Below are 20,369 nucleotides of genomic sequence, written 5' to 3'. Positions count from 1 at the left end.
TCTCTCCTCATGATTAGCCGACACGCGACCGGACGATAGCGAGTAACTGACGTACATCGTCCGCACGGGTGTTGCCGCTCACCTTATCAATAATCGAACTATAAATGTGAGGAATGATTTTGCTTACACCTGCATCAAGGGCGATGTGCAGAATCTCGGCGAAGTTTTCCAGATCGATGCCGCCCGTCGGTTCCAGCCAGAAATCATGGCGAGCGCAGGCGTCAGCCACCGCTTTATACTCGTCGCGACAGGTGAGTCCTCCCATCGGAAAGTATTTAACGGAGCTGCCGCCCATATCTTTGAGCAGCGCAATCGCCGTTTCTATGGGTACGATGCCGTCCGGCGCGCGGCTGCTTAGCGGGCCGGTGGAAATTTTCACCCGTCCCGGCGTGCCGGTCGGCGAGACAAGACCGTTCACCACCGTCTCGTTTTGCCCCAGCAGCGCCCGGCTGGCCCCTACGCCGGTAAACACCTGGTTGACATGCTGCGGCTGTACCTGACGCGAGATTTCGCTCACCATCGCCGACTGGTTAGGATCGCCTGCCCCCAGTCCGACGGAGAGCGCATTATCGATAAGCGCCGCATATTCACGGATATCCGCGACTGCGCTTGCCACATCCGGATAGTTTTTGGAGAGCACGCCAACCAGCACATGACCTTCCGCCGCCGCGTAGATTTCCCGGGCGTTATCTTTCGAACCGGCCAGTACGTTCAGGCAAACGCGATCGCGGTAAAAGTTAGGGGTCAGTTTCATGCTTGTTTCTCCTGATTAATCACCTCGCCAATACGACGCGCCACAATCGCTAACTGCGCGCGATCGACGCTGCGGACATCCGCTTCAATAATCCCTTCGTTGGCTTTGTATCCGCGAAAGTAAATCGCGTATTCTCCTTGCTTCAGCGCGTCGACCAGTTCGCCTGTGGCGATGCCGGTAACGGCTTCATCAAACTTAATTTCCGTGCGCGCGATGTCGCGTCCGGCGCTGTCCCACACCACGCGGGCGCTGACGCCGTTAAACGTGTTCAACGTGTCGATAAAGGGCGCCATTTTTTCTACCATCTCCGCGCCGCTCTCTTTTTGCGCCCGCAGGTACAATTCAATGGCGCAGGTCAGGCCAACAATTCCCTCTTTGCCGACCTTCATCGCCCGGCCAATGCCCGCTGACTGACGTTTTACCCACTCAACATACTGCGTTTTGCCAATCACCAGCCCGCTGGTCGGCCCTTCAATCGCTTTCGCGCCGCTATAGATAACGAGATCTGCGCCCACGCGGTAGTAGCACTGCAAATCTTCTTCCGCCGCCGCGTCCACAATCAGCGGGAGATTATGCGTACGCGCCACCACCGCAGCCTGCTCCACGTTGAGCATACTTTTCTGTACGCAGTGGTGAGATTTGATATAGAGAATAGCCGCCGTGCGCGGCGTAATGGCCGCCGCCAACTGCGCGGCGGAACATTCGTTGGCGTAACCGGCTTCCACCAGTTTGCCGCCGCCCAGCGCCACCATCGTTCCCACCGGCGCGCCAAAGTTGACGTTGTGGCCCTTTGGCAGGACGATTTCGTTATTTTCAATCGGTGTAACGTGCAGGTTTTCCAGCAGCCAGTCGCTGTCCTGAACCAGTACCGCGGCAACCGACTGGGCAAGACCCGCACTGGCGCAGGAGACTACCGTCGCCCCTTCCACCTCCAGCAATTTCGCAATGTACTCGCCGGTTTTATTCACCAGATCTTTCATCTCGAAATACTGATTCATTCCGGCCATCGCCGCGTCTATCACTTCCGGGCGCGGCGTAGAGACGCCGAGCGCCGTCATACGTCCGGAGGCGTTAATCACCTGTTTTAATTGATACTTCTCAAAAATCGAAGGCATGTTCCGCGCTCCCTTGTTCGGTCATATAGCCCTTGCCTGCGCGTATCGCGGCAAGCGGCGTCAGCAATTCTTCAGCCTGTAAGCTGTCGTTTTCCGCGTCTACCAACACGGTGGGCTGGCGTTTAAGCGTAAAGAGGGTCAGGTCGGCATCCAGACCTGGCTGAAGACGCCCTTTGGTTTTCAGATTCAGGCTATCGGCGGCATTGGCCGTCACGCACGCAATGACCTGCGGCAGCGACATGCCGATGGCGAGGAATTTCGACATCACATTAGCCAGCGAATGTACCGGGCCGTTGATGCGGTTACGGCAGTAGATATCGGAACTGATGGTATGCGGTAAAATCCCCAGGCTAATAGCGCGTTTCGCCACCGCAAAGCTCAGGCTGGCGGTACCATGCCCGACATCCAGACGCACGCCGCGCGCCAGCGCTCGTGTCACCGAGGCGCGCAGCTCGCCGTCAGGCCGAAGAATACGGTTCGGCTTACCGTTGTAACAGTGGGTAATGATATCGCCCGCCGTCAGACGCTCCGCGATTTCGTCCAGATCCGGCGGGTTATTGCCAATATGTACCATCAGCGGCAGGTTGCCGTTTTCTTGCTGCATGGCTTTAGCGCGTTCCAGCGGCGTGATGCCGTTAACGCCTACCACGCTGCTGCTCATCCGCGCCTTGAGGCCGACGATAAAATCCGGATGGCGTTTTACCGCCTGCCGAACCGCATCAGCGTCAATATTGGCCATGTTAGCCAGCTCGTTTTGGGCAATAAGCCCGACGCGTGAAACATTCAGCAGCGCATAAACGTCGGTGGTCGCCTGACGAGTCAGGGTGTAAAAATCGTCAATATCATCTGCGCCAGTGCTGCCTGCATCCACCACTGTGGTAACGCCAGTGGCAATACCCACGCTGTCCGGTTCGTCATGGTAAATCGGCGATGTCGGGTAGCAGTGGACGTGAGAATCAATCCAACCCGCGCTAACGTAACACTCGCCGCGCAGGTCAATGGTTTTCACCGCCGGACCATCAACGTCACCCAACACCGCGATTTTGCCATCTTGTAGGGCAATATTAGTCAGCGTGTCATCGACCAGACGCGCATGGCGCAGGAGTAAATCAAACATCGCTCTCTCCTTTGCCGGATGGCGGCGCAACCGCCTTATCCGGCCTACAAATCAACAGTTAGCTAATCGCAATCGGGAAGATGGAACCGAGGATCATCGCGCCTAAAATCGCGCCGCCGGTAATCGGCTTCTGCCAGATATAAAACAGCAGCGCGCCCACCAGAGAGCCCAGACCAATGGGAATCGATGCCGTCATGGCGCTGAGGATAATTAACGGCCCCAGAAAACGGCCTGAAGTGTTACCGGCCCCCATCATGACGTCCGCTCCGTACGTGGAGTCGCTCTGATTAATGGTGAACTTACGCGCCAGAATAATGATGTAGCCAATCGCCAGGCCAATCACCAGACCGGTTATCAGCGAAGCGATAAAGTTCGCCACCGGGAAGACAAAGCCGGCTCCCAGCAATAACGCCGGAACCCCTAAGCCCACGCCGGTCTGAATTGCCCCGCCGATATCCAGAATTCCGACCAGCGAACCTTCGATAATGCGGGCAAATAAAAAGCTGGCGCCGAAAGCGGCGACCGCGCCGTAGACGCCGGTATCCATCCCCGCTTTCAACATCGCCACAAAAGCGACTTCGTTAAATGCGCCGATGCCGTACAGATAGTACATATGCGTCCCGGCGAAAACGCCGGAGGAGAGCAGGCCAACAAAGATCGGGAACGACCAGTCGGCATACCAAAAACCTTTATTCTCTTCCATTGTGGCCTCCGTTATTTGCCGCTGAGCGAGTTGTGGATCAGTTCAAGCCAGTTCGGTACCGTCATGTTGAAAGACTCGATCATTTTCATGTCGAAGCCGCGGAAGAAGCCGCTCAACACAAACAGCAAAACGATGGCGACCATCATCACTTTGGTGACATGGTTCCAGCCGCTCTCTTCTACGCCTTTGCCGATCAAAATACCCAGCACCAGCCCCGGTACGGCGTTCCCCATGATGAGCTGCGCCGCGCCGCCGAAAACGGTGGCCCAGAAGCCCGATTTTTTACCAGCGTCGATCGCCGCTAACCAGAAGATCACAGGCATGACGATATTGACCAGCAGGTTTGCCGCCGGTACCAGCACCTTAACCGCCGTCACCTGTAGCGCTTCTGGCACGGATGAGGCGGTCAGGTTAAGGAACGTTACGACAATCATGCCGATGACGGCGCAGGCGATCGCCATTTTTTTCGGGTCGTGCAGCGTCTCGCCGACGTTACGGTTTTTGATCATTAGCGCCGCCGCGCCCCAGTTAGGGATGATGCGGTGATCGACATCCTGGGTGAACGATCCGGCCGCCACAGACGACGCCCAGGCGTTAAAGAAGAAACCCAGCCCAAAGGAGAAGTGAGATGCCGGGTCGCCTTCACAAGAGTTGAGTTCGCCCAACGTACGGAACGCGCCCATCCCCTGCGTGGTTGGCGCGTGAAACATGCGTGCAGCCCCAGCGCCCACCCCTACGCCGACCAGCGCGCCGATAATGAGCGATTTAATTAGTATTATCAGGAACATAACTATGCCTTTTTAATAAAAATCAGCGTTTCGCGACGAAATCCACCCTGTCGAGATTGATGGCGGTCACGTTGACGGTCACATCCAGCTCCACGCTGTAAGTGCGTCGTTCCCGGCGCAAAAAGAAAAACAGAAAGGCCTCTTTACGCACCGACTCATGCGCCTGAACAATCCGCACATCCTGTGGCTCAATACGCAGTAAGATATACGGCGACTCTCTCATCACCGCCGACTGAACATGGTTCAGCGCATCGGCAAAGGCGCGTGCTTTGGCGTCGCCCTTGCCTTTTACTCTCACCGTGGTGGTGAATTGCTCTTTCATCATCAGGCGCCGTATTTCTTTTGCCACGCCTGCACCAGGCGCTCGCCGAGCTCTTCTTTATCCATAAAGCCGAAACCCAACACGTTGCAGCCTTCATTGATAGCGGTGACGCCTTCATCCACTGACCGCATTCCATATTTGGCTTTGTAGCCATGCTTGTTTTGCGCGGTGATAGCGCCCGCGCCGCCGCTGCCGCAAAATGAAATGCCGAAGGTGGCGTTTTCCGCTTTCATCACATCGCCCAGCTTCATGTCTGCCGCGACGCCCGGTACGACGACCGCGCGACCGCCCGCTTTTTCCACGCCTGCCGCTACTTTCTGGCCTTTACCCAGGCGATCGCCAATCACGACGGTAATCTGTTCCATTTTTTGCTCCTTAGAGGTTGTCTTTCGCGACTTCAAAATGTACCGATAATAGCCAGGCTTCTTCGTCAGGAAGGTTGCCAAACGCCGCCACGATTTCGCGGGCGAGCGCCATTGATTCGGCTGAGATTTCATCAAACAAGCTGGCATCGACTTCCGGTAAAGGCTCGCCGGTAATTGACCGGTGCGCCATCGCGCGAACGTGCGAGGTCAGCATTTGCGTCTGTACCGCATTGGGGACAATGTGATGCCGCCCCAGCAGGCTATCCACCTGCGTTAACACCTGTTCAGCCAGTTCGTTAATTCGCTCACCAGCATCGTGTTTTACTGCTCCGTTATCCACGCGTCTCACCCCGTTAATGGCAATGAGATAAAACTAGCGGTAAGGGTTAAAAGTTTGTAGCGAGTTATTTTCCACCTCGAAGTGGAAACGCGAGTGGGATAGGTGATCTGCGCCACAGAAAAGGCGGCATTAATGAATTATCGCCGGGAAAGTGTGAGATCTATCGCGGCATAAAGAGGAAATGGCGAAACAATGACGTTGTCGTATAAAGTGAGAAAGTGTGATGGGTATTACATTTTGCCGGATGGCGACCTACGGATAAAGCGAAGCCGCCATCCCACAAAAATTAACGATACTTCTTATGATACGTATTGCGGGTGGTTTTTAGCGCTTCCGCCGCCGCTTTCGCTTCTTTAACGTTACCTTCGTTCGCCAGCTTCAGCGCGCCATCAATTTGGCCGACCAGAATGTCAAAACCGTGACGAAAATCCTTCATTTCCGGGCTATCCGGCGCTTTATCTTCCAGCTTTGGCGGCGTAGCTTTTTGAGCATCCAGCGCGGCCGCGCGCATTTTGGTTAATGCCGCTTTCAGTTCAGGGGCACTATCCGTTTTCTCAACAACTTTCAGGTTATCATTGAGAATATCCATATTATCTTCAAGATCGGCAGCAAAAACAGCCGAACCGAATACCAGCGATGACACAGCAAGAATAGCTAACAGGCTTTTACGCATTGCTCACTTCCTTTTTTATTATTAACGATAAGTGTAATACCCTGAATAATTCGGGTCGCAGGCAGCCAACGCGCCTGCAGCCTGAAGTATGACGGGTATTATTGTCCGGCGATTTTCATCTCCGGTAACAATACCGAACCACACTGTATATTACTGCGCGTTTCAATATCATCACCCACGGTGACAATATTACGCCACATCTCTTTTAAATTACCGGCAATGGTAATTTCACTTACCGGGTACTGGATTTCACCATTTTCAACCCAGAATCCCGCAGCGCCGCGGGAGTAGTCGCCGGTAATACCGCTGACGCCCTGGCCCATCAGTTCCGTCACCACCAGGCCGGTGCCCATCTCTTTTAGCAATTGCTCAAAGTTCAGCCCCTGCCCGGCGATACGCCAGTTATGAATGCCGCCGGCATGACCGGTACTTTTCAGCCCCAGTTTGCGGGCGGAATAGTTGGTCAGCAACCATTGCGTCAGTACGCCATCCTTCACAATGTCCCGGCGCTCCGTACGCACGCCTTCGCTGTCGAACGGTGAAGACGCCAGCCCTTTTAGCAGATGCGGGTGTTCTTCGATGGTTAACCATTCAGGCAGAATTTGTTTGCCCAGCGAGTCGAGCAGAAAAGTGGATTTACGGTATACCGCGCCGCCGGCAATCGCCCCGACCAGATGACCAAATAGCCCTGTCGCCACTTCATTGGCGAAAATGACCGGCGCTTTCATGGTGGAGAGCTTGCGCGGCGACAGGCGGGATAAGGTACGGCGCGCGCACTCGGCCCCGACCCATTCCGGCGCTTGCAGATCCGCCATTGCCCGACCGATGGTGTAAGCGTAATCACGCTCCATATCGCCGTTCTCTTCGGCGATGACGCAGCTTGAGAGCGAATGGCGCGTGGAGCAATATCCCTGCAACATGCCGTGGCTGTTGCCGAACACTTTAATGCCGTAATGGCTGTTAAAGCTCCCGCCTTCGGTATTGGTGATGCGTTTATCCGCCTTTAGAGAAGCCTGTTCCGCACGCGCGGCCAGTTCAATGGCTTCGTCTGGCGTAACCTCTGCCGGGTGGAACAAGTCCAGATCCGGCGCGTCAAACGCCAGCAGTTCTTTGTCCGCCACGCCTGCGCACGGGTCCGGCGACGTGTAACGCGCGATATCCAGCGCGGCCTGCACGGTACGGGCAATCGCCTGCGGGCTTAAATCCGTCGAAGAGGCGCTGCCTTTGCGGTTCTGGTGATACACCGTAATTCCCAGCGCGCCGTCGCTATTAAATTCGACATTCTCTACTTCACCATAACGGGTGCTGACGCTAATGCCGGTGGTCTTGCTGACGGCGACTTCCGCCCCATCCGATTTGCCTGAGGCTAACTCCAGCGCTGTCGAAACTGCTTCTTCCAGAATCTTACGCTGCGCTTCAACTTGTGAGATTACTTTCATTGCAAATGCCATAATGTAGAGAGAGTTTCTCTGAAGTCTAACAGAGAACCGTTTTTCAGTACGCATCTTAACTGGTAACATTAGCCTCTTTTTTTAAGGAGCCTGACATGACAAAGCAGCCCGAAGACTGGCTCGACGACGTTCCCGGTGATGACATCGAAGACGAAGACGATGAAATTATCTGGGTCAGTAAAAGTGAAATTAAACGCGATGCCGAGGAATTAAAACGCCTGGGCGCGGAACTGGTGGATCTGGGGAAAAACGCGCTGGATAAGATCCCGCTGGACGCCGATCTGCGCGACGCCATTGAACTGGCCCAGCGTATCAAAATGGAAGGACGCCGCCGCCAGTTGCAGCTTATCGGAAAAATGCTGCGCCAACGCGACGTTGAACCTATTCGCCAGGCGCTGGACAAGCTGAAAAACCGCCATAATCAGCAGGTGGTGCTGTTTCACAAGCTTGAGCATCTGCGCGATCGTCTGATCGTCGAAGGCGATGACGCGGTAGCCGAAGTACTGACCCTGTGGCCGCACGCCGATCGTCAACAGCTTCGTTCATTGATCCGCAATGCGAAGAAAGAGAAAGAAGGCAACAAACCGCCGAAATCAGCGCGTCAGATCTTCCAGTATCTGCGCGAGCTGGCGGAAAACGAAGGGTAATTTTACACGTTGATAGCGTCTGCCGGATGGCGGCGCTGGCGCCTTATCCGGCCTACGGGAATGTACGTATTGTAGGCCCGGTAAGCGCAGCGCCACCGGGCATTTTTTACTCCACAACCAGTGCTTTTTTCGCCAGCCCATCCAGCAATTTCTGATGGATGCCGCCGAAACCGCCGTTGCTCATCACCAGGATGTGATCGCCAGGCTGTGCGGTTTTCACCACCATTTCCGCCAGCGTATCGACATCTCCACTCCAGTGAGCAGGCTGTACGCAGGCGTCCGCCACTTCTGAAACCTGCCACGGAATATGCGGCGGCTGCAGCAGGAACACTTCATCCGCACGCCCTAACGACGGCGCCAGGTCATCCTTGCATAACCCCATCTTCATCGTGTTAGAACGCGGCTCCAGCACTGCGATAATGCGCGCGGTGCCGCCCACTTTACCGCGCAGCGCCGCCAGCGTGGCCAGAATTGCCGTCGGATGGTGAGCAAAATCGTCATACACCGTCACGCCGTTCGCTTCACCGCGTAGCTCCAGACGGCGGCGGGCGTTAATAAATGACCCCAGCGCGCTGGCCGCTTCTGCGGGCGCGACGCCCACGTGGCGCGCGGCGGCAATCGCCATCAGACCGTTGTGCATGTTATGTTCGCCGACCAGGCCCCATTTCACATCGCCGACTTTTTCGCCGTCCAGCCACACTTCCCACTCGGAAGCATCCGTAGTCAGCTTCTTCGCCTGCCAGTGTCCCTGCTCGCCCACCAGCTCCTGCTCGCTCCAGCAGCCCAGCGCCATGGTCTGTTTCAGGTTGATGTCGTTTTCCGGCCAGATGATGCGCCCCTGCCCCGGCACGATGCGCACCAGATGGTGGAACTGCTTCTGGATCGCTTTCAGATCGTCGAAGATGTCGGCATGATCAAACTCAAGGTTGTTGAGGATCAACGTCCGCGGGCAGTAATGCACAAATTTAGAACGTTTATCAAAGAACGCGCAGTCGTACTCATCCGCTTCGATAACAAAAAATGGGCTCTCGCCCAGGCGCGCGGAAACCTCAAAGTTGCCCGGTACGCCGCCAATCACGAAGCCCGGTTTGTACCCGCACGCTTCCAGTATCCAGGTCGCCATGCCTGCGGTCGTGGTTTTGCCGTGGGTACCGGAGACCGCCAGTACCCAGCGGTCGCGCAACACAAAGTCATGCAGCCACTGTGGACCAGACATAAAGGGAATGTTTTTTTCCAGCACCGCTTCCACGCACGGATTCCCACGCGTCATCGCATTGCTGATAATCACCAGATCCGGCTGCGGATCGAGCTGGCTGGCGTCATACCCCTGGATCAGATCAATGCCTTGCTTCTCAAGTAAGGTACTCATCGGCGGATACACATTGGCGTCCGAACCCGTTACTTCATGACCAAGCGAGCGAGCCAGCATCGCCAGCCCCCCCATGAAAGTGCCACAAATTCCCAAAATATGAATGCGCATACGTCACTATCCTTTTTTTATCTGCGAGCCATTTTACGCACATGTCTGGCAAGTGAGAAACGCATTTCAGGTAAATCTGTACTTTGCTGGCGCGATTCACCTGAGCGCATCATCTGAAATGTTTGTTAAGATTGTTACGGTCGCTTTACTCCAATCAATTGCAGGGAAAGTGTTATGAAAACGTTAGGTGAATTTATTGTCGAAAAGCAGCACGAGTTCTCTCAGGCTACCGGTGAGCTCACTGCTTTGCTGTCGGCAATAAAATTGGGCGCCAAGATCATCCACCGCGATATCAACAAGGCCGGTCTGGTCGATATCCTGGGTGCCAGCGGTGCTGAGAACGTACAGGGCGAGGTTCAGCAGAAACTCGATCTGTTCGCGAACGAGAAACTGAAAGCTGCACTAAAAGCGCGCGATATTGTAGCGGGCATCGCATCGGAAGAAGAGGACGAAATTGTCGTCTTTGAAGGCTGCGAACACGCGAAATATGTGGTGCTGATGGACCCTCTGGATGGCTCTTCTAACATCGACGTTAACGTCTCTGTCGGTACGATTTTCTCGATTTATCGCCGCGTGACGCCCGTCGGCACGCCAGTCACCGAAGAAGATTTCCTGCAACCCGGCAACAAACAGGTCGCTGCGGGATATGTCGTGTATGGCTCGTCCACCATGCTGGTTTACACCACCGGCTGCGGCGTACACGCTTTCACCTACGATCCGTCGTTAGGCGTGTTCTGTCTGTGCCAGGAACGTATGCGTTTCCCGGAAAAGGGTAAAACCTACTCCATTAACGAAGGCAACTACATTAAATTCCCGAATGGCGTGAAGAAGTACATCAAATTCTGCCAGGAAGAGGATAGTTCAACAAGTCGCCCTTATACCTCACGTTACATTGGCTCTCTGGTGGCCGATTTCCATCGCAACCTGCTGAAAGGCGGCATCTATCTCTACCCCAGCACCGCCAGCCATCCGCAGGGAAAACTGCGTCTGCTGTATGAATGCAACCCGATGGCGTTCCTCGCGGAACAGGCCGGCGGCAAAGCAAGCGATGGTAAAGAACGTATTCTGGATATCATTCCGGAAAGCCTGCACCAGCGCCGCTCGTTCTTCGTTGGCAACCGCCATATGGTTGACGATGTGGAACGCTTTATCCGCGAATACCCGGACGCGTAATCTTTACCACCATGCGGACTAACGCATGAAGCCGCCATTGGGCAATAACATGTCCGATGGCGGCGTTGCCTTATCAGGCCCGTGATTTTTCCGGTTCTTAACCTTTGTCGTTTATGCTCCGCAACGACGCGCCAGATGAGGCGGAAACGAAAACAAGCGAAGACTTTCGGCGTGAGTTGGCTATAATACTCGCCACTTGTTTGTCATAAATTCAAAGGAAACAGACATGAGCTTACTCAACGTCCCGGCGGGTAAAGAACTGCCGGAAGATATCTACGTCGTTATCGAGATCCCGGCTAACGCAGATCCGATCAAATACGAAGTTGACAAAGAGAGCGGCGCGCTGTTCGTTGACCGCTTCATGTCCACCGCGATGTTCTATCCGTGCAACTACGGTTACATCAACCATACCCTGTCTCTGGACGGCGACCCGGTAGACGTTCTGGTCCCGACGCCGTACCCGCTGCAGCCAGGCGCCGTCATCCGTTGCCGTCCGGTTGGCGTACTGAAAATGACCGACGAATCCGGTGAAGATGCGAAACTGGTTGCCGTACCGCACACCAAACTGAGCAAAGAGTACGATCACATTAAAGATGTGAACGATCTGCCGGAACTGCTGAAAGCGCAGATCACTCATTTCTTCGAGCATTATAAAGATCTCGAAAAAGGCAAATGGGTGAAAGTTGACGGTTGGGACAACGCCGAAGCGGCTAAAGCGGAAATCGTTGCCTCCTTCGAGCGCGCAGCGAAGAAATAAGTTCGCTTTTACATAAGCGTCAAGATAAAGGCTCTCATAGTAATGAGGGCCTTTTTATTGGCTAATGAATAGAACACAATTTTTATCATTATTAGTTTAACATTCACGGAATGAATAAGACTTTACCTTATTTTTTATTAAAAAGGGTTGAATACGCTCACATTTTCTCTAAAAAGCTTAAGATAATAATTGTTTTGTGAATGCCCGCAGACTCCTCTGGACTTACGCCCTAAATATTAGCAAGCGCCAAATTCTTATTTAGTGCATAGGCCCGATTACCTTTTTAATAAGGTATCCTAAGCTCTCCCTACCAATAACCGTATTTTTAATCCAACATAATATCCGCTCAAAACACACTTTTTAATATATTTTTAAGGGCTGCCATAATTATTTACTATTTTAAGAGATTATGATGAAAAATGATATATTAATTACCGGTGGACATATCATCGATCCCGCTCGTAATATTAATGAGATTAACAATTTACGCATCATTAACGATATTATCGTTGATGCCGATAAATATCCTGTAACTTCGGAGACCCGGATTATCCATGCCGACGGTATGATCGTCACTCCCGGTCTTATCGATTATCACGCGCATGTTTTTTATGACGCGACGGAAGGCGGCGTCAGGCCTGATATGTACATGCCGCCGAATGGCGTCACCACCGTCGTGGATGCAGGTTCTGCCGGTACGGCAAACTTTGATGCCTTCTACCGAACGGTGATTTGCGCCAGCAAAGTTCGAATCAAAGCGTTTCTGACCGTGTCGCCGCCGGGCCAAACCTGGTCACAAGAAAATTATGATCCTGACAATATTGATGAAAATAAGATCCACGCGCTGTTTCGTCAGTATCGCAACGTTCTTCAGGGATTAAAACTCAAGGTTCAGACTGAGGACATTGCTGAATATGGATTAAAACCGCTGACTGAATCCCTTCGTATTGCCAACGATTTAAGGTGCCCCGTGGCAATACACTCGACTCATCCCGTCGTTCCCATGAAAGAACTTGTCTCCTTGCTACGCCGCGGCGATATTATCGCTCATGCGTTTCACGGCAAAGGTAGCACCATTCTTACTGATGAAGGCGCGGTCTTAGCCGAAGTCCGTCAGGCAAGGGAAAGAGGCGTTATATTTGATGCCGCCAATGGTCGCAGCCATTTTTCAATGAACACGGCACGCCGAGCCATCGCCAATGGCTTTCTTCCGGATATCATCAGTAGCGATCTCTCAACCATCACTAAACTCGCCTGGCCTGTTTACGCCTTACCATGGATTTTATCGAAATATTTAGCACTCGGCGTCGCGCTTACCGATGTCATTAACGCCTGTACCCATACCCCAGCAGTTTTATTGGGCATGGCAGCAGAAATTGGTACGCTGGCCCCTGGGGCATTTGCCGATATCGCCATCTTTAAATTAAAAAACAGGCATGTTGAATTTGCCGATATTCATGGTGAAACGCTCACGGGGACGCATGTGCTGGTACCACAAATGACCATAAAATCCGGTGAGATATTATTTCGTCAAATTGATTTTGGCGCGCGGCCAAACGGAGTTGAAAAATGACCTCAATGCAAAAATGGCTACGGATCGGCGCGACATTAATGTTCGGCCTTTTTGTTGCTTATCTTGACCGTTCTAATCTTTCCGTTACGTTACCTACGATTACACACGACCTGAATATTGATGGCGCAACGGCCAGCATTGTATTAACCATATTTCTTATTGGCTATGCCTTTTCAAATATTTTTGGCGGCGTATTTACCCAGCGATACGATCCGAAAAAAATAGTCATTCTGATGGTGCTAATCTGGTCGATTGCGACCGTTTTTGTCGGATTTACCTCGTCAGTGTATGTTATTTTGATTTGTCGGCTAGTGCTTGGCATTACCGAAGGCATTTATTGGCCGCAGCAGTCCCGCTTCGCCAGCGACTGGTTTTCAGACAAAGAACGGACGCAGGCGAACAGTATTATCCAGTATTATGGACAGTTCCTGGCATTAGGCCTGGGGTTTATGATTTTGTCCCCGCTGGATGCTGCCTTCGGTTGGCGAAATGTTTTTATTATTACTGGTGTGATCGGCATTGTTGTTGTAGTTCCACTTTATATAACAATGCTGAAAAAACAGGAAGAAGCGCCTTATTATCGTGCGCCGGCGCCAACAGAGAAAACTAAACTTACCCTGGAATCGCTGGGCGGAACCCCCTTCCTACTCCTTATTTTTACCTACATCACTCAAGGGATGTTGTTCTGGGGAATTACGTTATGGATACCCATGGTTGTCAATTCTCTCGGCTATACCGGATTCAGTAAAGCATTGGTCAGTTCTCTGCCTTATCTGACTGCGGTTATACTGGCAATCCCTATCTCATGGATCAGTGATAAGACACAAAAACGTGTACTTATTGCTTCACTGGGCCTACTAATCCCCGGCGTGATGTTATTTCTCCTGCCATTTGTCGATGCGCCGGGCTTTAAAATCACGCTCATTACCCTGGCGATGGGCTATTATGCCGCCAGCTTTACCCCCAATATCTGGTCGATTATCCAGTCGAACGTTAAACCCCATGCGATTGGCCCAGCCTCCGGTATTATTAATGGCATCGGCGGCGGCGGTACGCTGGCAGGCCTAATGGTCGGCTATTTTTACCGGACAACCGGCAGCTATATGCAGGGATTTATGGTTCTCGGATGCATTGTTATCCTGGGCGGCGCGTCATTATTGATCTACGGCAGAATAAGAGCTCATCGTGCCCGGCGCTAGCGCCATCAGCCAGAATGTAAAAAACAACGCCACCCGAGGGTGGCGTGTTCAGTTCAGGGCTGGTTTCTGTCTAACCAGTCACCGCTTTCAATCAGAGTTAACCCATCAACAGGACGTTGATATACATACATCCATGCGCTGCCGTAAGGCGTCTGGATTAACTGGCGTGCGTATTCACCGCCCCTGGTGCGCAAAGCATCAAGTTCGGCCAGCGTGGCGTTATCAATTCGATAAACTTCACCGTATACCGCTCCGTTTCCCGGAACTGCGCCTGGATAGTGGCCCAGACTATACAACTGGTAGTTATCGATACGGTAATCGCCAAGCAATTGGGCATTGGTCATCCAGTGACTGTTGCCTTGTTTCTGTCGTAAACTGCCATAGACAAATATTCGCATTGCTAAAACTCAAACTGATAGAGCAAATCAAGTGCCTGATCTACGCCAGACACTGCTTCCAGATATAGCTTAGGCATCAGGCGATAACGTAACGTGAGCGTCGCCAGAGAGTCAAATATCCCTACACCATACTTCACCTGTAGACCCGGCAGTACATAGCCGCTGACCACAACCTGGGACGAATCGCCCACCCCTTGCGTGTCCAGCGCCAGATTACTTACACCGAATGTCTCTCCGATTTTACCCACAACCTGACCACTTTGCGCAACCCCCAGACCAATAAGTATGGAGGTCATTGCTGCGCTATCACTCTGATTGCTGTCCAACCCCTGCCCACGCAGCAGATAAGAAAGCGCTTCAGCCTGCGGCATCGCCGGATCGGAGAAGATTTCCGCTTTGGGTTCATCAGCAGTGCCTGTGACACGCACGCCCGCAATGACATCGTCTTCGGTGGCGTCAGGGTTACGGATCGCTTCGATATTGAGCAGCGGCTGATCCGGCGGGCCGGAGAACAGCAGCTCGCCTTTACGGACAAGCAGGTCCTGGCCGTAGGCGCGGAATCGGCCGTCAGGAATATTGATTTGACCATTCAGCCCCAGTCCCTGCTTATCCTGCGCGACTTTCAAATCGCCGGTCAAACGCGCTTTAAGCCCGAAGGCGTCGATGCGCACGTTGTTGCCGACGTGGACCGTCAGATTACTGTTGATGGGAATAGACGCTGTCTGCGGCGTTTCTGGTTGCAGGTCATTATTGAGCATAACCACATCGCTGGAGACGCCGACCGCGCTCTCCGGCAGGTCGTGCACCACAATTCGTGCCCACGGAACGTCCACACGCCCATCCAACGTGAACAGCGAGGGCGTCGCGTCAAAGACCACATCCGGCGAGACATCCAGGCGCACCATCGGCGGAACGGTGATCCGCACCCGACTGCCTTTCGCCGTCACCCGCGCGCGCCAGTTGTCAATCTGGCTCCAGTCGGCGTTACCGTTCAGGTTAATTTGCCCTTGTTGTGTTCGCACGATACCAGCGAGCGTCGAGCGCGTACCGCTAAAGTTCATGGTGAGCTGGCTCGGCTGCATCTCAAACGGCATAAAATTACCGTCAATATCCAGCGCGCTAAGCTGCAACTGACCAAACAACTGCGGGCTTTGCACATCGCCGCCCAGACGTAGCCTGGCGTTTAACATTCCCGCCGCTTTTTCGCCGCGCGAAAAGACAGGGTTGACCATCGCCAGATTGAGATTGCGCATGTTGACGTTACCGCCGAGATTGCGCCGCCCCTGAGGATCGGTTACCTGCACCTGGCCATCGAATTGACCATTGTTCGTCAGGCGAATCAGCCATCCCAGCTCGGCGCGATTATTGTGCAGATCGGCGCTGAGGTTCAGCGTCTCAAACGCGACCGGTAACGGCGCGTCATTGACGGTCTGCGTGACCTTCACATTACGACCGGAAAGCGTGACCTTCCCCTGCGGCAATCCCTCCTGGGTGGTATCCCACGACACATCCGCTTTCCCGCTAAAGATCCCACTGGCCTGAGTGGTATCAGGCATAAATGGTTTCAGCATCGCCAGATCAAAGCGGTTGAGATTGACCACCGCCCGTCCTGCGGCGCCCGCATCAATGGTTCGCGGGATGCACAGCTCGGCGTTCGGGTTCAGCCAACAATGCGGCCCGATACTGATTTTCTGTTCTTTATTACGGTAGTCCAGCGCAATCGCGCGGGTCAACGACCATGGCCCCACTGGCGTCTGGAAACGGGTGTCGCTTAACGTCCCTTTCCAGCGCGCCGCCTCGCGATCAAAACTGCCTGTCAGGGAGAGTTGACCGGATACCGGTTCTCCCTGAACACGGAGCTGTAGCTGATGCTGCTTCTCGCTGCCTTTGGCGTCAAGCGTCACCAGATTGATGTTAACGTCGGGTTGCGAAATCCGCTCTACGCGAACGTTGAGATGGCCCGCTATCTGATCGGTGGATTTAATATCGCCCTCAATGCGCGCCTGGGCGACAGACAGATCCTGCCAGCGCAGACCGCGGGCGGTGATATCCGCCAACAGCTGCGGCGCTTCTACCGTACCGCGGACTTTAACGATTCCTTTTGCCATGCCGCCCAGTCCTGGCAGCGCATTATCCAGCCCTGGCGCATCGATGGCGGCGTCAAGATTCAGCTCCTTAACGCCAAGCTCGCCTTTTATATCGGCGCTGTTTGGGCCCAGCGCAAGGTGCAGCCCCGGGATCGTCCACTGCATGTAGCTGTTGCCCTTTAGCGTCCCGTTGACGTTAACGCTGTTCTGCTTCACATTGCCGGTCAGCTTGAGCTCCGGAACATCCATCTGCCAGGTGCCGCCGTAGAGGCTGCCTTTGGTTTTCATGACGCCGTTAAGCTTCGCGGGCCAATCCGGGATCTCTTTAGCGGTATTGATGCCATTCAGCGTCAGTTCGCCACGCCAGCTAATCGCCTGCTGCCAGTCCACCAGCGCTTTCAGTTCGGTTTTTCCCTCCAGAGCGGCGACGGTGAGTTTATCGAGATTAATCTGCCGCTCATTCCCTTTGGCATCCAGCGTGATGGTCGCCGGCGGAATATCTTGTCCTTTCACGGCGGTTCGCATCGACAACGTATAGTCGGTCATCTTACCGCTCAGTTTGAGCTTCAGATCGTCAGCCTGAAACTGGGTATCACCCGTCAATGGCCAGGCAATGCGTTGGCTGACGACTTCAAGATTGAGCGGTAAACCGGCCTCCGCCAGCCGCGTCTGGGCGCGAAGCGCGACATCCATCGGCCCGGAAAGGTTCACCCCGACCTCCAGTTGTTCGCGTAACGCGCCGCCGACCTTGAGTTTTATCTTTTCACCCTTTAGCGGATCGATATTCAGCGTACTGTTGAGCGTAATATCAACCGGCCAGTTATTGGCGAGCTGCGCCGTACCGGAGGCTTTCACCGTGCCCTGGTTGGCGTCGATATCCAGAGTATCCAGCTTCATATTACCGTCGATACTGCTGACTTTAAGCAGCATCGTGCGCACCGTCAGATCGGTATCGCCGGTGATGCGTAGCTGCTCGCCGCGAAATGACTCGATATTCAGATTGAGCGGCAGGTGAACATCGGTCATCTCCGGCATTACTGGTTTTGCAAACAGATCTTTTAGCGTTTCGCCAAGCGGCTTTTCATCCGGTTGAGGTTTCTCGATTTTGGGTTCAACCACCTCTTCCTGCGCCACGTCAGCGACCTTCGGCAGCGCGATCAGCAATCCCTGAAGCCGCGTCGGTTTCAGGGTCAGGTTTTTCTCCTGCCATGCCAGCCCGGAGGTAAAATCCAGCACCGAAACGGTAGTGTCATCAATCTTGATATTGATGTTATTCAACGCCACGCGCGACAGCGTGATGGGCCAGGGCGTGGAGAGGTTCAGCGGTCCGCTTTCTTCCTCTTCTTGCGCCGGTTCGGAAGGCGGCATTTTTTTGCTGTCGATAGCGACATTAATGTCTTTTAGCGCCAGATCATTGACGCACAGGCTACTGTGCCACAGGCAATCAAGCCCGACGGCCAGATGAATTTCGCCCGCATTTACCGCAACGCCCGGCTGCTCATAGCGGATATTTTTTAACGATAAGTCCCGCCAGCCGCCGGTGACCTGCCCAATCTCCAGCCCCGGCACCCAGCGGTTCGCCGCACTGAATACCAGATGCAGCCCCGTCGTCGTCCCGACCAGAAACGCAACGCTCGCCAGTAACACCACAATGAAAATCAACACGCCGAGGCTTATTTTCTTCCATAAACTCATAATTCAGGCCCCAGACCGATATAAAACTGTAAACCGTGTTCGTCTTTGTCGCCGACCGGTACGGCAAAATCGAGTTTGATAGGCCCAACCGGCGACGCCCAGCGCACGCCGACCCCGGTCCCGGTTTTGAAATCGCTACGGCGAATATCACTCACCGCCTCGCCGCTATCGACAAACACTGCCCCCCACCATTTGCCGGTGACGTTATACTGGTACTCCAGCGATCCGGTTGCCAGTTTTGAGGCGCCTTTAAGATTGCCGTCGCTGTCTTTAGGCGAAATAGATTTGTATTTATAGCCGCGAATACTGCGGTCGCCCCCGGCGAAGAAACGTAAATCCGGCGGAACTTTGTCGAAATCACCGGTTTCTATCCAGCCTAAATTGGCGCGCATCACAAAACGGTGGCGATCGTACAAAGTCCGAATCCAGACGTTTTGCGCCTGCAGCACGGAGAAATCCACGTCGGAGCCCCAGGCCGTATTCGAATAGTCTACTGAATAGCGCTGCGAATCGCCCCAGGTTGGCATCAGTCCCCCTCGCGAGCGGGTTCGGCTGATCATCACGCCCGGGTAGAACAGCATGGTGGTATTGGTGACGTTCCCCTGGGTAAAGTGGTCGAAACTCCAGCGCAGGTTAATCGCCCGCTGCCAACCGCTGGAAAGGTCCCAGTAACGCGACACGGCAAGCGTGGTCGAGTCCTGCTCCGTATCATTCAAATCGGTACGTTTAAAACCGCCCTGTACCAGATAGTATTGCTCCAGCGGGTTTTTCAGCAGCGGCATTTTATAACTAAAATCCAGCACCTGTTCCGGCGCAGAAATACTGGTGCTGGTGGTCAGACTATGACCGTAAGAGTTCATCCACGGTTTTTTCCACGACGCTTTCACGCGCGGCCCGACGTCGGTGGAGTACCCCACCCCGGTTTCAATCGTATTTTCGGTTCGCGGCGATACCACGCCTTTTAACGGCAGAATTTTTGTTTTACGCGATTTCTCAAATTCCGGCGCCACCACGACAGAATTAAACCATCCGGTAGCGGAAAGTCGGCGGTTTAGTTCCGCCAAATCTTTCGATTCGTACTCATCGCCCTCTTTAAACGGCAACAGATTTTGTAAATATTCATCACGAATCTGCGAACCTTCGAAGGTGACAGGTCCGAAGCGATAGCGCTCACCGCTATCATAATCAATATCCCAAAACGCCTGATGACGGCCCAGAGCAATTCCCAACTGACTTTTAATGAATTCGCTGTCGAAATAGCCTTTGCGTAGCGACACGCTGGTTAACGACTTTTTAAAATTGTCATAGTCCCCCTGGTTGAGCACCGTGCCGATTGCCGGACGCGTTTTCAGTAAGGCCAGATAATCTTTGTCCGTACGCGCGCCGCCGCGTAAAATGACTTCTGTACCGCCAATCAACACCGGCTGGCCGGGCGTAACCCTGGCGATTAATACCTGCCGTCCTTTCGCAGGCGGTGGAAGCAAGTCGAATTTGATAGTGGGTTCGTAATAGCCTAACGCTTTAAGCCCTTCGCGAATCGCATCATCAACTCGGGCGCGAAAGCGCCGATCCGGCGTCACCTCATCGCTCTGAATCGTAGAGAGCTGTGCGCGAACGTTTTTTTCCAGCTCTCCGGATAGCCCTTCGACTTTCAGACGAACATTTGCGGCTACCGCAGAACTGCTCAGGCACAGTAAGCTAACCCAACATAACTGACGGATATGTGGCACAT

The 20,369-nt window shown here is 53.7% G+C and carries 19 protein-coding genes; 5 read left to right on the top strand and 14 right to left on the bottom strand.

The genetic code is table 11. The annotated features are described in order from the left end of the window. Positions 1-13: 13 nt before the first annotated feature. The 10 genes from dagF to pmbA form a co-directional block, all read right to left on the bottom strand. The gene (gene dagF / locus N7E69_RS11120) at positions 14-754 is read right to left on the bottom strand and encodes a 2-dehydro-3-deoxy-phosphogluconate aldolase (RefSeq protein WP_261743246.1); all 741 of its coding nucleotides are present in this window, start codon (positions 752-754) and stop codon (positions 14-16) included. Further along, positions 751-1,869: a DgaE family pyridoxal phosphate-dependent ammonia lyase gene (locus N7E69_RS11115; protein ID WP_001139169.1), complete on the bottom strand. Its 1,119-nt coding sequence runs from the start codon at positions 1,867-1,869 to the stop codon at positions 751-753. Before N7E69_RS11115 ends, dagF begins: the two co-directional genes overlap by 4 nt. Further along, on the bottom strand, positions 1,853-2,986 hold the full coding sequence (locus N7E69_RS11110) for an amidohydrolase/deacetylase family metallohydrolase (protein ID WP_000459958.1): 1,134 nt from the start codon (positions 2,984-2,986) through the stop codon (positions 1,853-1,855). The genes N7E69_RS11115 and N7E69_RS11110 overlap by 17 nt, the downstream gene beginning before the upstream one ends. Before the next feature lie 58 nt (positions 2,987-3,044). Continuing rightward, positions 3,045-3,689 carry a DUF4310 family protein gene (locus tag N7E69_RS11105; RefSeq protein ID WP_000392127.1) on the bottom strand — a complete coding sequence of 215 codons (645 nt, stop codon included), beginning with the start codon at positions 3,687-3,689 and terminating at the stop codon, positions 3,045-3,047. An 11-nt stretch (positions 3,690-3,700) separates the two neighbouring features. Continuing rightward, positions 3,701-4,477: a DUF4311 domain-containing protein gene (locus N7E69_RS11100; protein WP_000478578.1), complete on the bottom strand. Its 777-nt coding sequence runs from the start codon at positions 4,475-4,477 to the stop codon at positions 3,701-3,703. A gap of 22 nt (positions 4,478-4,499) precedes the next feature. Then, entirely contained in the window at positions 4,500-4,802 is a 303-nt protein-coding gene (locus tag N7E69_RS11095; RefSeq protein ID WP_000975187.1) for a DUF4312 family protein, read from the bottom strand. Next, entirely contained in the window at positions 4,802-5,164 is a 363-nt protein-coding gene (locus N7E69_RS11090) for an SFCGS family glycine-rich protein (RefSeq protein WP_000435389.1), read from the bottom strand. The genes N7E69_RS11095 and N7E69_RS11090 overlap by 1 nt, the downstream gene beginning before the upstream one ends. Positions 5,165-5,174: 10 nt before the next feature. Further along, entirely contained in the window at positions 5,175-5,513 is a 339-nt protein-coding gene (locus N7E69_RS11085; RefSeq protein ID WP_001255104.1) for a glycine dehydrogenase, read from the bottom strand. Positions 5,514-5,790: 277 nt separating this feature from the next. Then, positions 5,791-6,177: a cytochrome b562 gene (gene cybC / locus N7E69_RS11080; RefSeq protein WP_001232231.1), complete on the bottom strand. Its 387-nt coding sequence runs from the start codon at positions 6,175-6,177 to the stop codon at positions 5,791-5,793. Positions 6,178-6,275: 98 nt separating this feature from the next. Further along, positions 6,276-7,628, bottom strand: coding sequence for a metalloprotease PmbA (pmbA, locus tag N7E69_RS11075; RefSeq protein ID WP_000852994.1), 1,353 nt, complete (start codon positions 7,626-7,628; stop codon positions 6,276-6,278). Positions 7,629-7,723: 95 nt separating this feature from the next. Between pmbA and yjgA the strand changes: the two genes are divergently transcribed. Then, positions 7,724-8,275, top strand: a complete 552-nt coding sequence (gene yjgA, locus N7E69_RS11070; RefSeq protein WP_000166287.1) for a ribosome biogenesis factor YjgA — start codon at positions 7,724-7,726, stop codon at positions 8,273-8,275. A gap of 106 nt (positions 8,276-8,381) precedes the next feature. On the opposite strand, the gene mpl is transcribed toward yjgA, so the two are convergent. Beyond that, the gene (mpl, locus tag N7E69_RS11065; protein ID WP_001219850.1) at positions 8,382-9,755 is read right to left on the bottom strand and encodes a UDP-N-acetylmuramate:L-alanyl-gamma-D-glutamyl-meso-diaminopimelate ligase; all 1,374 of its coding nucleotides are present in this window, start codon (positions 9,753-9,755) and stop codon (positions 8,382-8,384) included. 174 nt (positions 9,756-9,929) lie between these two features. Here mpl and fbp point away from each other — a divergent pair, with 174 nt between their 5' ends. The 4 genes from fbp to N7E69_RS11045 all read left to right on the top strand — a co-directional run bounded on the left by fbp (position 9,930) and on the right by N7E69_RS11045 (position 14,457). Continuing rightward, positions 9,930-10,928 (top strand): class 1 fructose-bisphosphatase, encoded by a 999-nt coding sequence (fbp, locus tag N7E69_RS11060; RefSeq protein WP_000853764.1) that lies wholly within the window; start codon positions 9,930-9,932, stop codon positions 10,926-10,928. Between the two features lie 226 nt (positions 10,929-11,154). After that, on the top strand, positions 11,155-11,685 hold the full coding sequence (gene ppa, locus N7E69_RS11055; RefSeq protein ID WP_000055079.1) for an inorganic diphosphatase: 531 nt from the start codon (positions 11,155-11,157) through the stop codon (positions 11,683-11,685). A gap of 409 nt (positions 11,686-12,094) precedes the next feature. Beyond that, complete coding sequence (locus tag N7E69_RS11050) at positions 12,095-13,258, top strand: metallo-dependent hydrolase (protein ID WP_000977207.1); 1,164 nt, start codon at positions 12,095-12,097, stop codon at positions 13,256-13,258. Further along, positions 13,255-14,457 carry an MFS transporter gene (locus tag N7E69_RS11045; RefSeq protein ID WP_108610911.1) on the top strand — a complete coding sequence of 401 codons (1,203 nt, stop codon included), beginning with the start codon at positions 13,255-13,257 and terminating at the stop codon, positions 14,455-14,457. Before N7E69_RS11050 ends, N7E69_RS11045 begins: the two co-directional genes overlap by 4 nt. 53 nt (positions 14,458-14,510) lie before the next feature. Here the strand turns inward: N7E69_RS11045 and N7E69_RS11040 are convergent, their stop codons facing one another. Genes N7E69_RS11040 through tamA form a run of 3 tightly spaced genes read right to left on the bottom strand, consistent with a single transcriptional unit; the run spans position 14,511 to position 20,367 of the window. Beyond that, entirely contained in the window at positions 14,511-14,855 is a 345-nt protein-coding gene (locus tag N7E69_RS11040) for a gamma-glutamylcyclotransferase (protein ID WP_001219167.1), read from the bottom strand. A 2-nt stretch (positions 14,856-14,857) separates the two neighbouring features. Further along, a complete protein-coding gene (gene tamB, locus N7E69_RS11035; protein ID WP_000060818.1) occupies positions 14,858-18,637 on the bottom strand; it encodes an autotransporter assembly complex protein TamB in 3,780 nt (1,259 codons plus the stop codon). Next, complete coding sequence (gene tamA, locus N7E69_RS11030; RefSeq protein WP_001120230.1) at positions 18,634-20,367, bottom strand: autotransporter assembly complex protein TamA; 1,734 nt, start codon at positions 20,365-20,367, stop codon at positions 18,634-18,636. The genes tamB and tamA overlap by 4 nt, the downstream gene beginning before the upstream one ends. Positions 20,368-20,369: the final 2 nt, after the last annotated feature.

This window comes from Salmonella sp. 3C, from assembly GCF_025426275.1.
In the GTDB taxonomy this organism is placed as follows: domain Bacteria; phylum Pseudomonadota; class Gammaproteobacteria; order Enterobacterales; family Enterobacteriaceae; genus Salmonella; species Salmonella enterica.
Note: the sequence above shows the minus strand (reverse complement) of the source record. Positions and strands in the feature narration are given on the sequence as shown.

Coding starts and splice junctions, on each gene's coding strand:
- N7E69_RS11050 (WP_000977207.1), top strand. CDS start 12,095: ATGATGAAAAATGATATATTAATTACCGGTGGACATATCATCGATCCC.
- tamB (WP_000060818.1), bottom strand. CDS start 18,637: ATGAGTTTATGGAAGAAAATAAGCCTCGGCGTGTTGATTTTCATTGTG.
- N7E69_RS11110 (WP_000459958.1), bottom strand. CDS start 2,986: ATGTTTGATTTACTCCTGCGCCATGCGCGTCTGGTCGATGACACGCTG.
- N7E69_RS11090 (WP_000435389.1), bottom strand. CDS start 5,164: ATGGAACAGATTACCGTCGTGATTGGCGATCGCCTGGGTAAAGGCCAG.
- cybC (WP_001232231.1), bottom strand. CDS start 6,177: ATGCGTAAAAGCCTGTTAGCTATTCTTGCTGTGTCATCGCTGGTATTC.
- N7E69_RS11095 (WP_000975187.1), bottom strand. CDS start 4,802: ATGATGAAAGAGCAATTCACCACCACGGTGAGAGTAAAAGGCAAGGGC.
- mpl (WP_001219850.1), bottom strand. CDS start 9,755: ATGCGCATTCATATTTTGGGAATTTGTGGCACTTTCATGGGGGGGCTG.
- yjgA (WP_000166287.1), top strand. CDS start 7,724: ATGACAAAGCAGCCCGAAGACTGGCTCGACGACGTTCCCGGTGATGAC.
- pmbA (WP_000852994.1), bottom strand. CDS start 7,628: ATGGCATTTGCAATGAAAGTAATCTCACAAGTTGAAGCGCAGCGTAAG.
- N7E69_RS11105 (WP_000392127.1), bottom strand. CDS start 3,689: ATGGAAGAGAATAAAGGTTTTTGGTATGCCGACTGGTCGTTCCCGATC.
- N7E69_RS11115 (WP_001139169.1), bottom strand. CDS start 1,869: ATGCCTTCGATTTTTGAGAAGTATCAATTAAAACAGGTGATTAACGCC.
- dagF (WP_261743246.1), bottom strand. CDS start 754: ATGAAACTGACCCCTAACTTTTACCGCGATCGCGTTTGCCTGAACGTA.
- fbp (WP_000853764.1), top strand. CDS start 9,930: ATGAAAACGTTAGGTGAATTTATTGTCGAAAAGCAGCACGAGTTCTCT.
- N7E69_RS11100 (WP_000478578.1), bottom strand. CDS start 4,477: ATGTTCCTGATAATACTAATTAAATCGCTCATTATCGGCGCGCTGGTC.
- N7E69_RS11045 (WP_108610911.1), top strand. CDS start 13,255: ATGACCTCAATGCAAAAATGGCTACGGATCGGCGCGACATTAATGTTC.
- N7E69_RS11040 (WP_001219167.1), bottom strand. CDS start 14,855: ATGCGAATATTTGTCTATGGCAGTTTACGACAGAAACAAGGCAACAGT.
- ppa (WP_000055079.1), top strand. CDS start 11,155: ATGAGCTTACTCAACGTCCCGGCGGGTAAAGAACTGCCGGAAGATATC.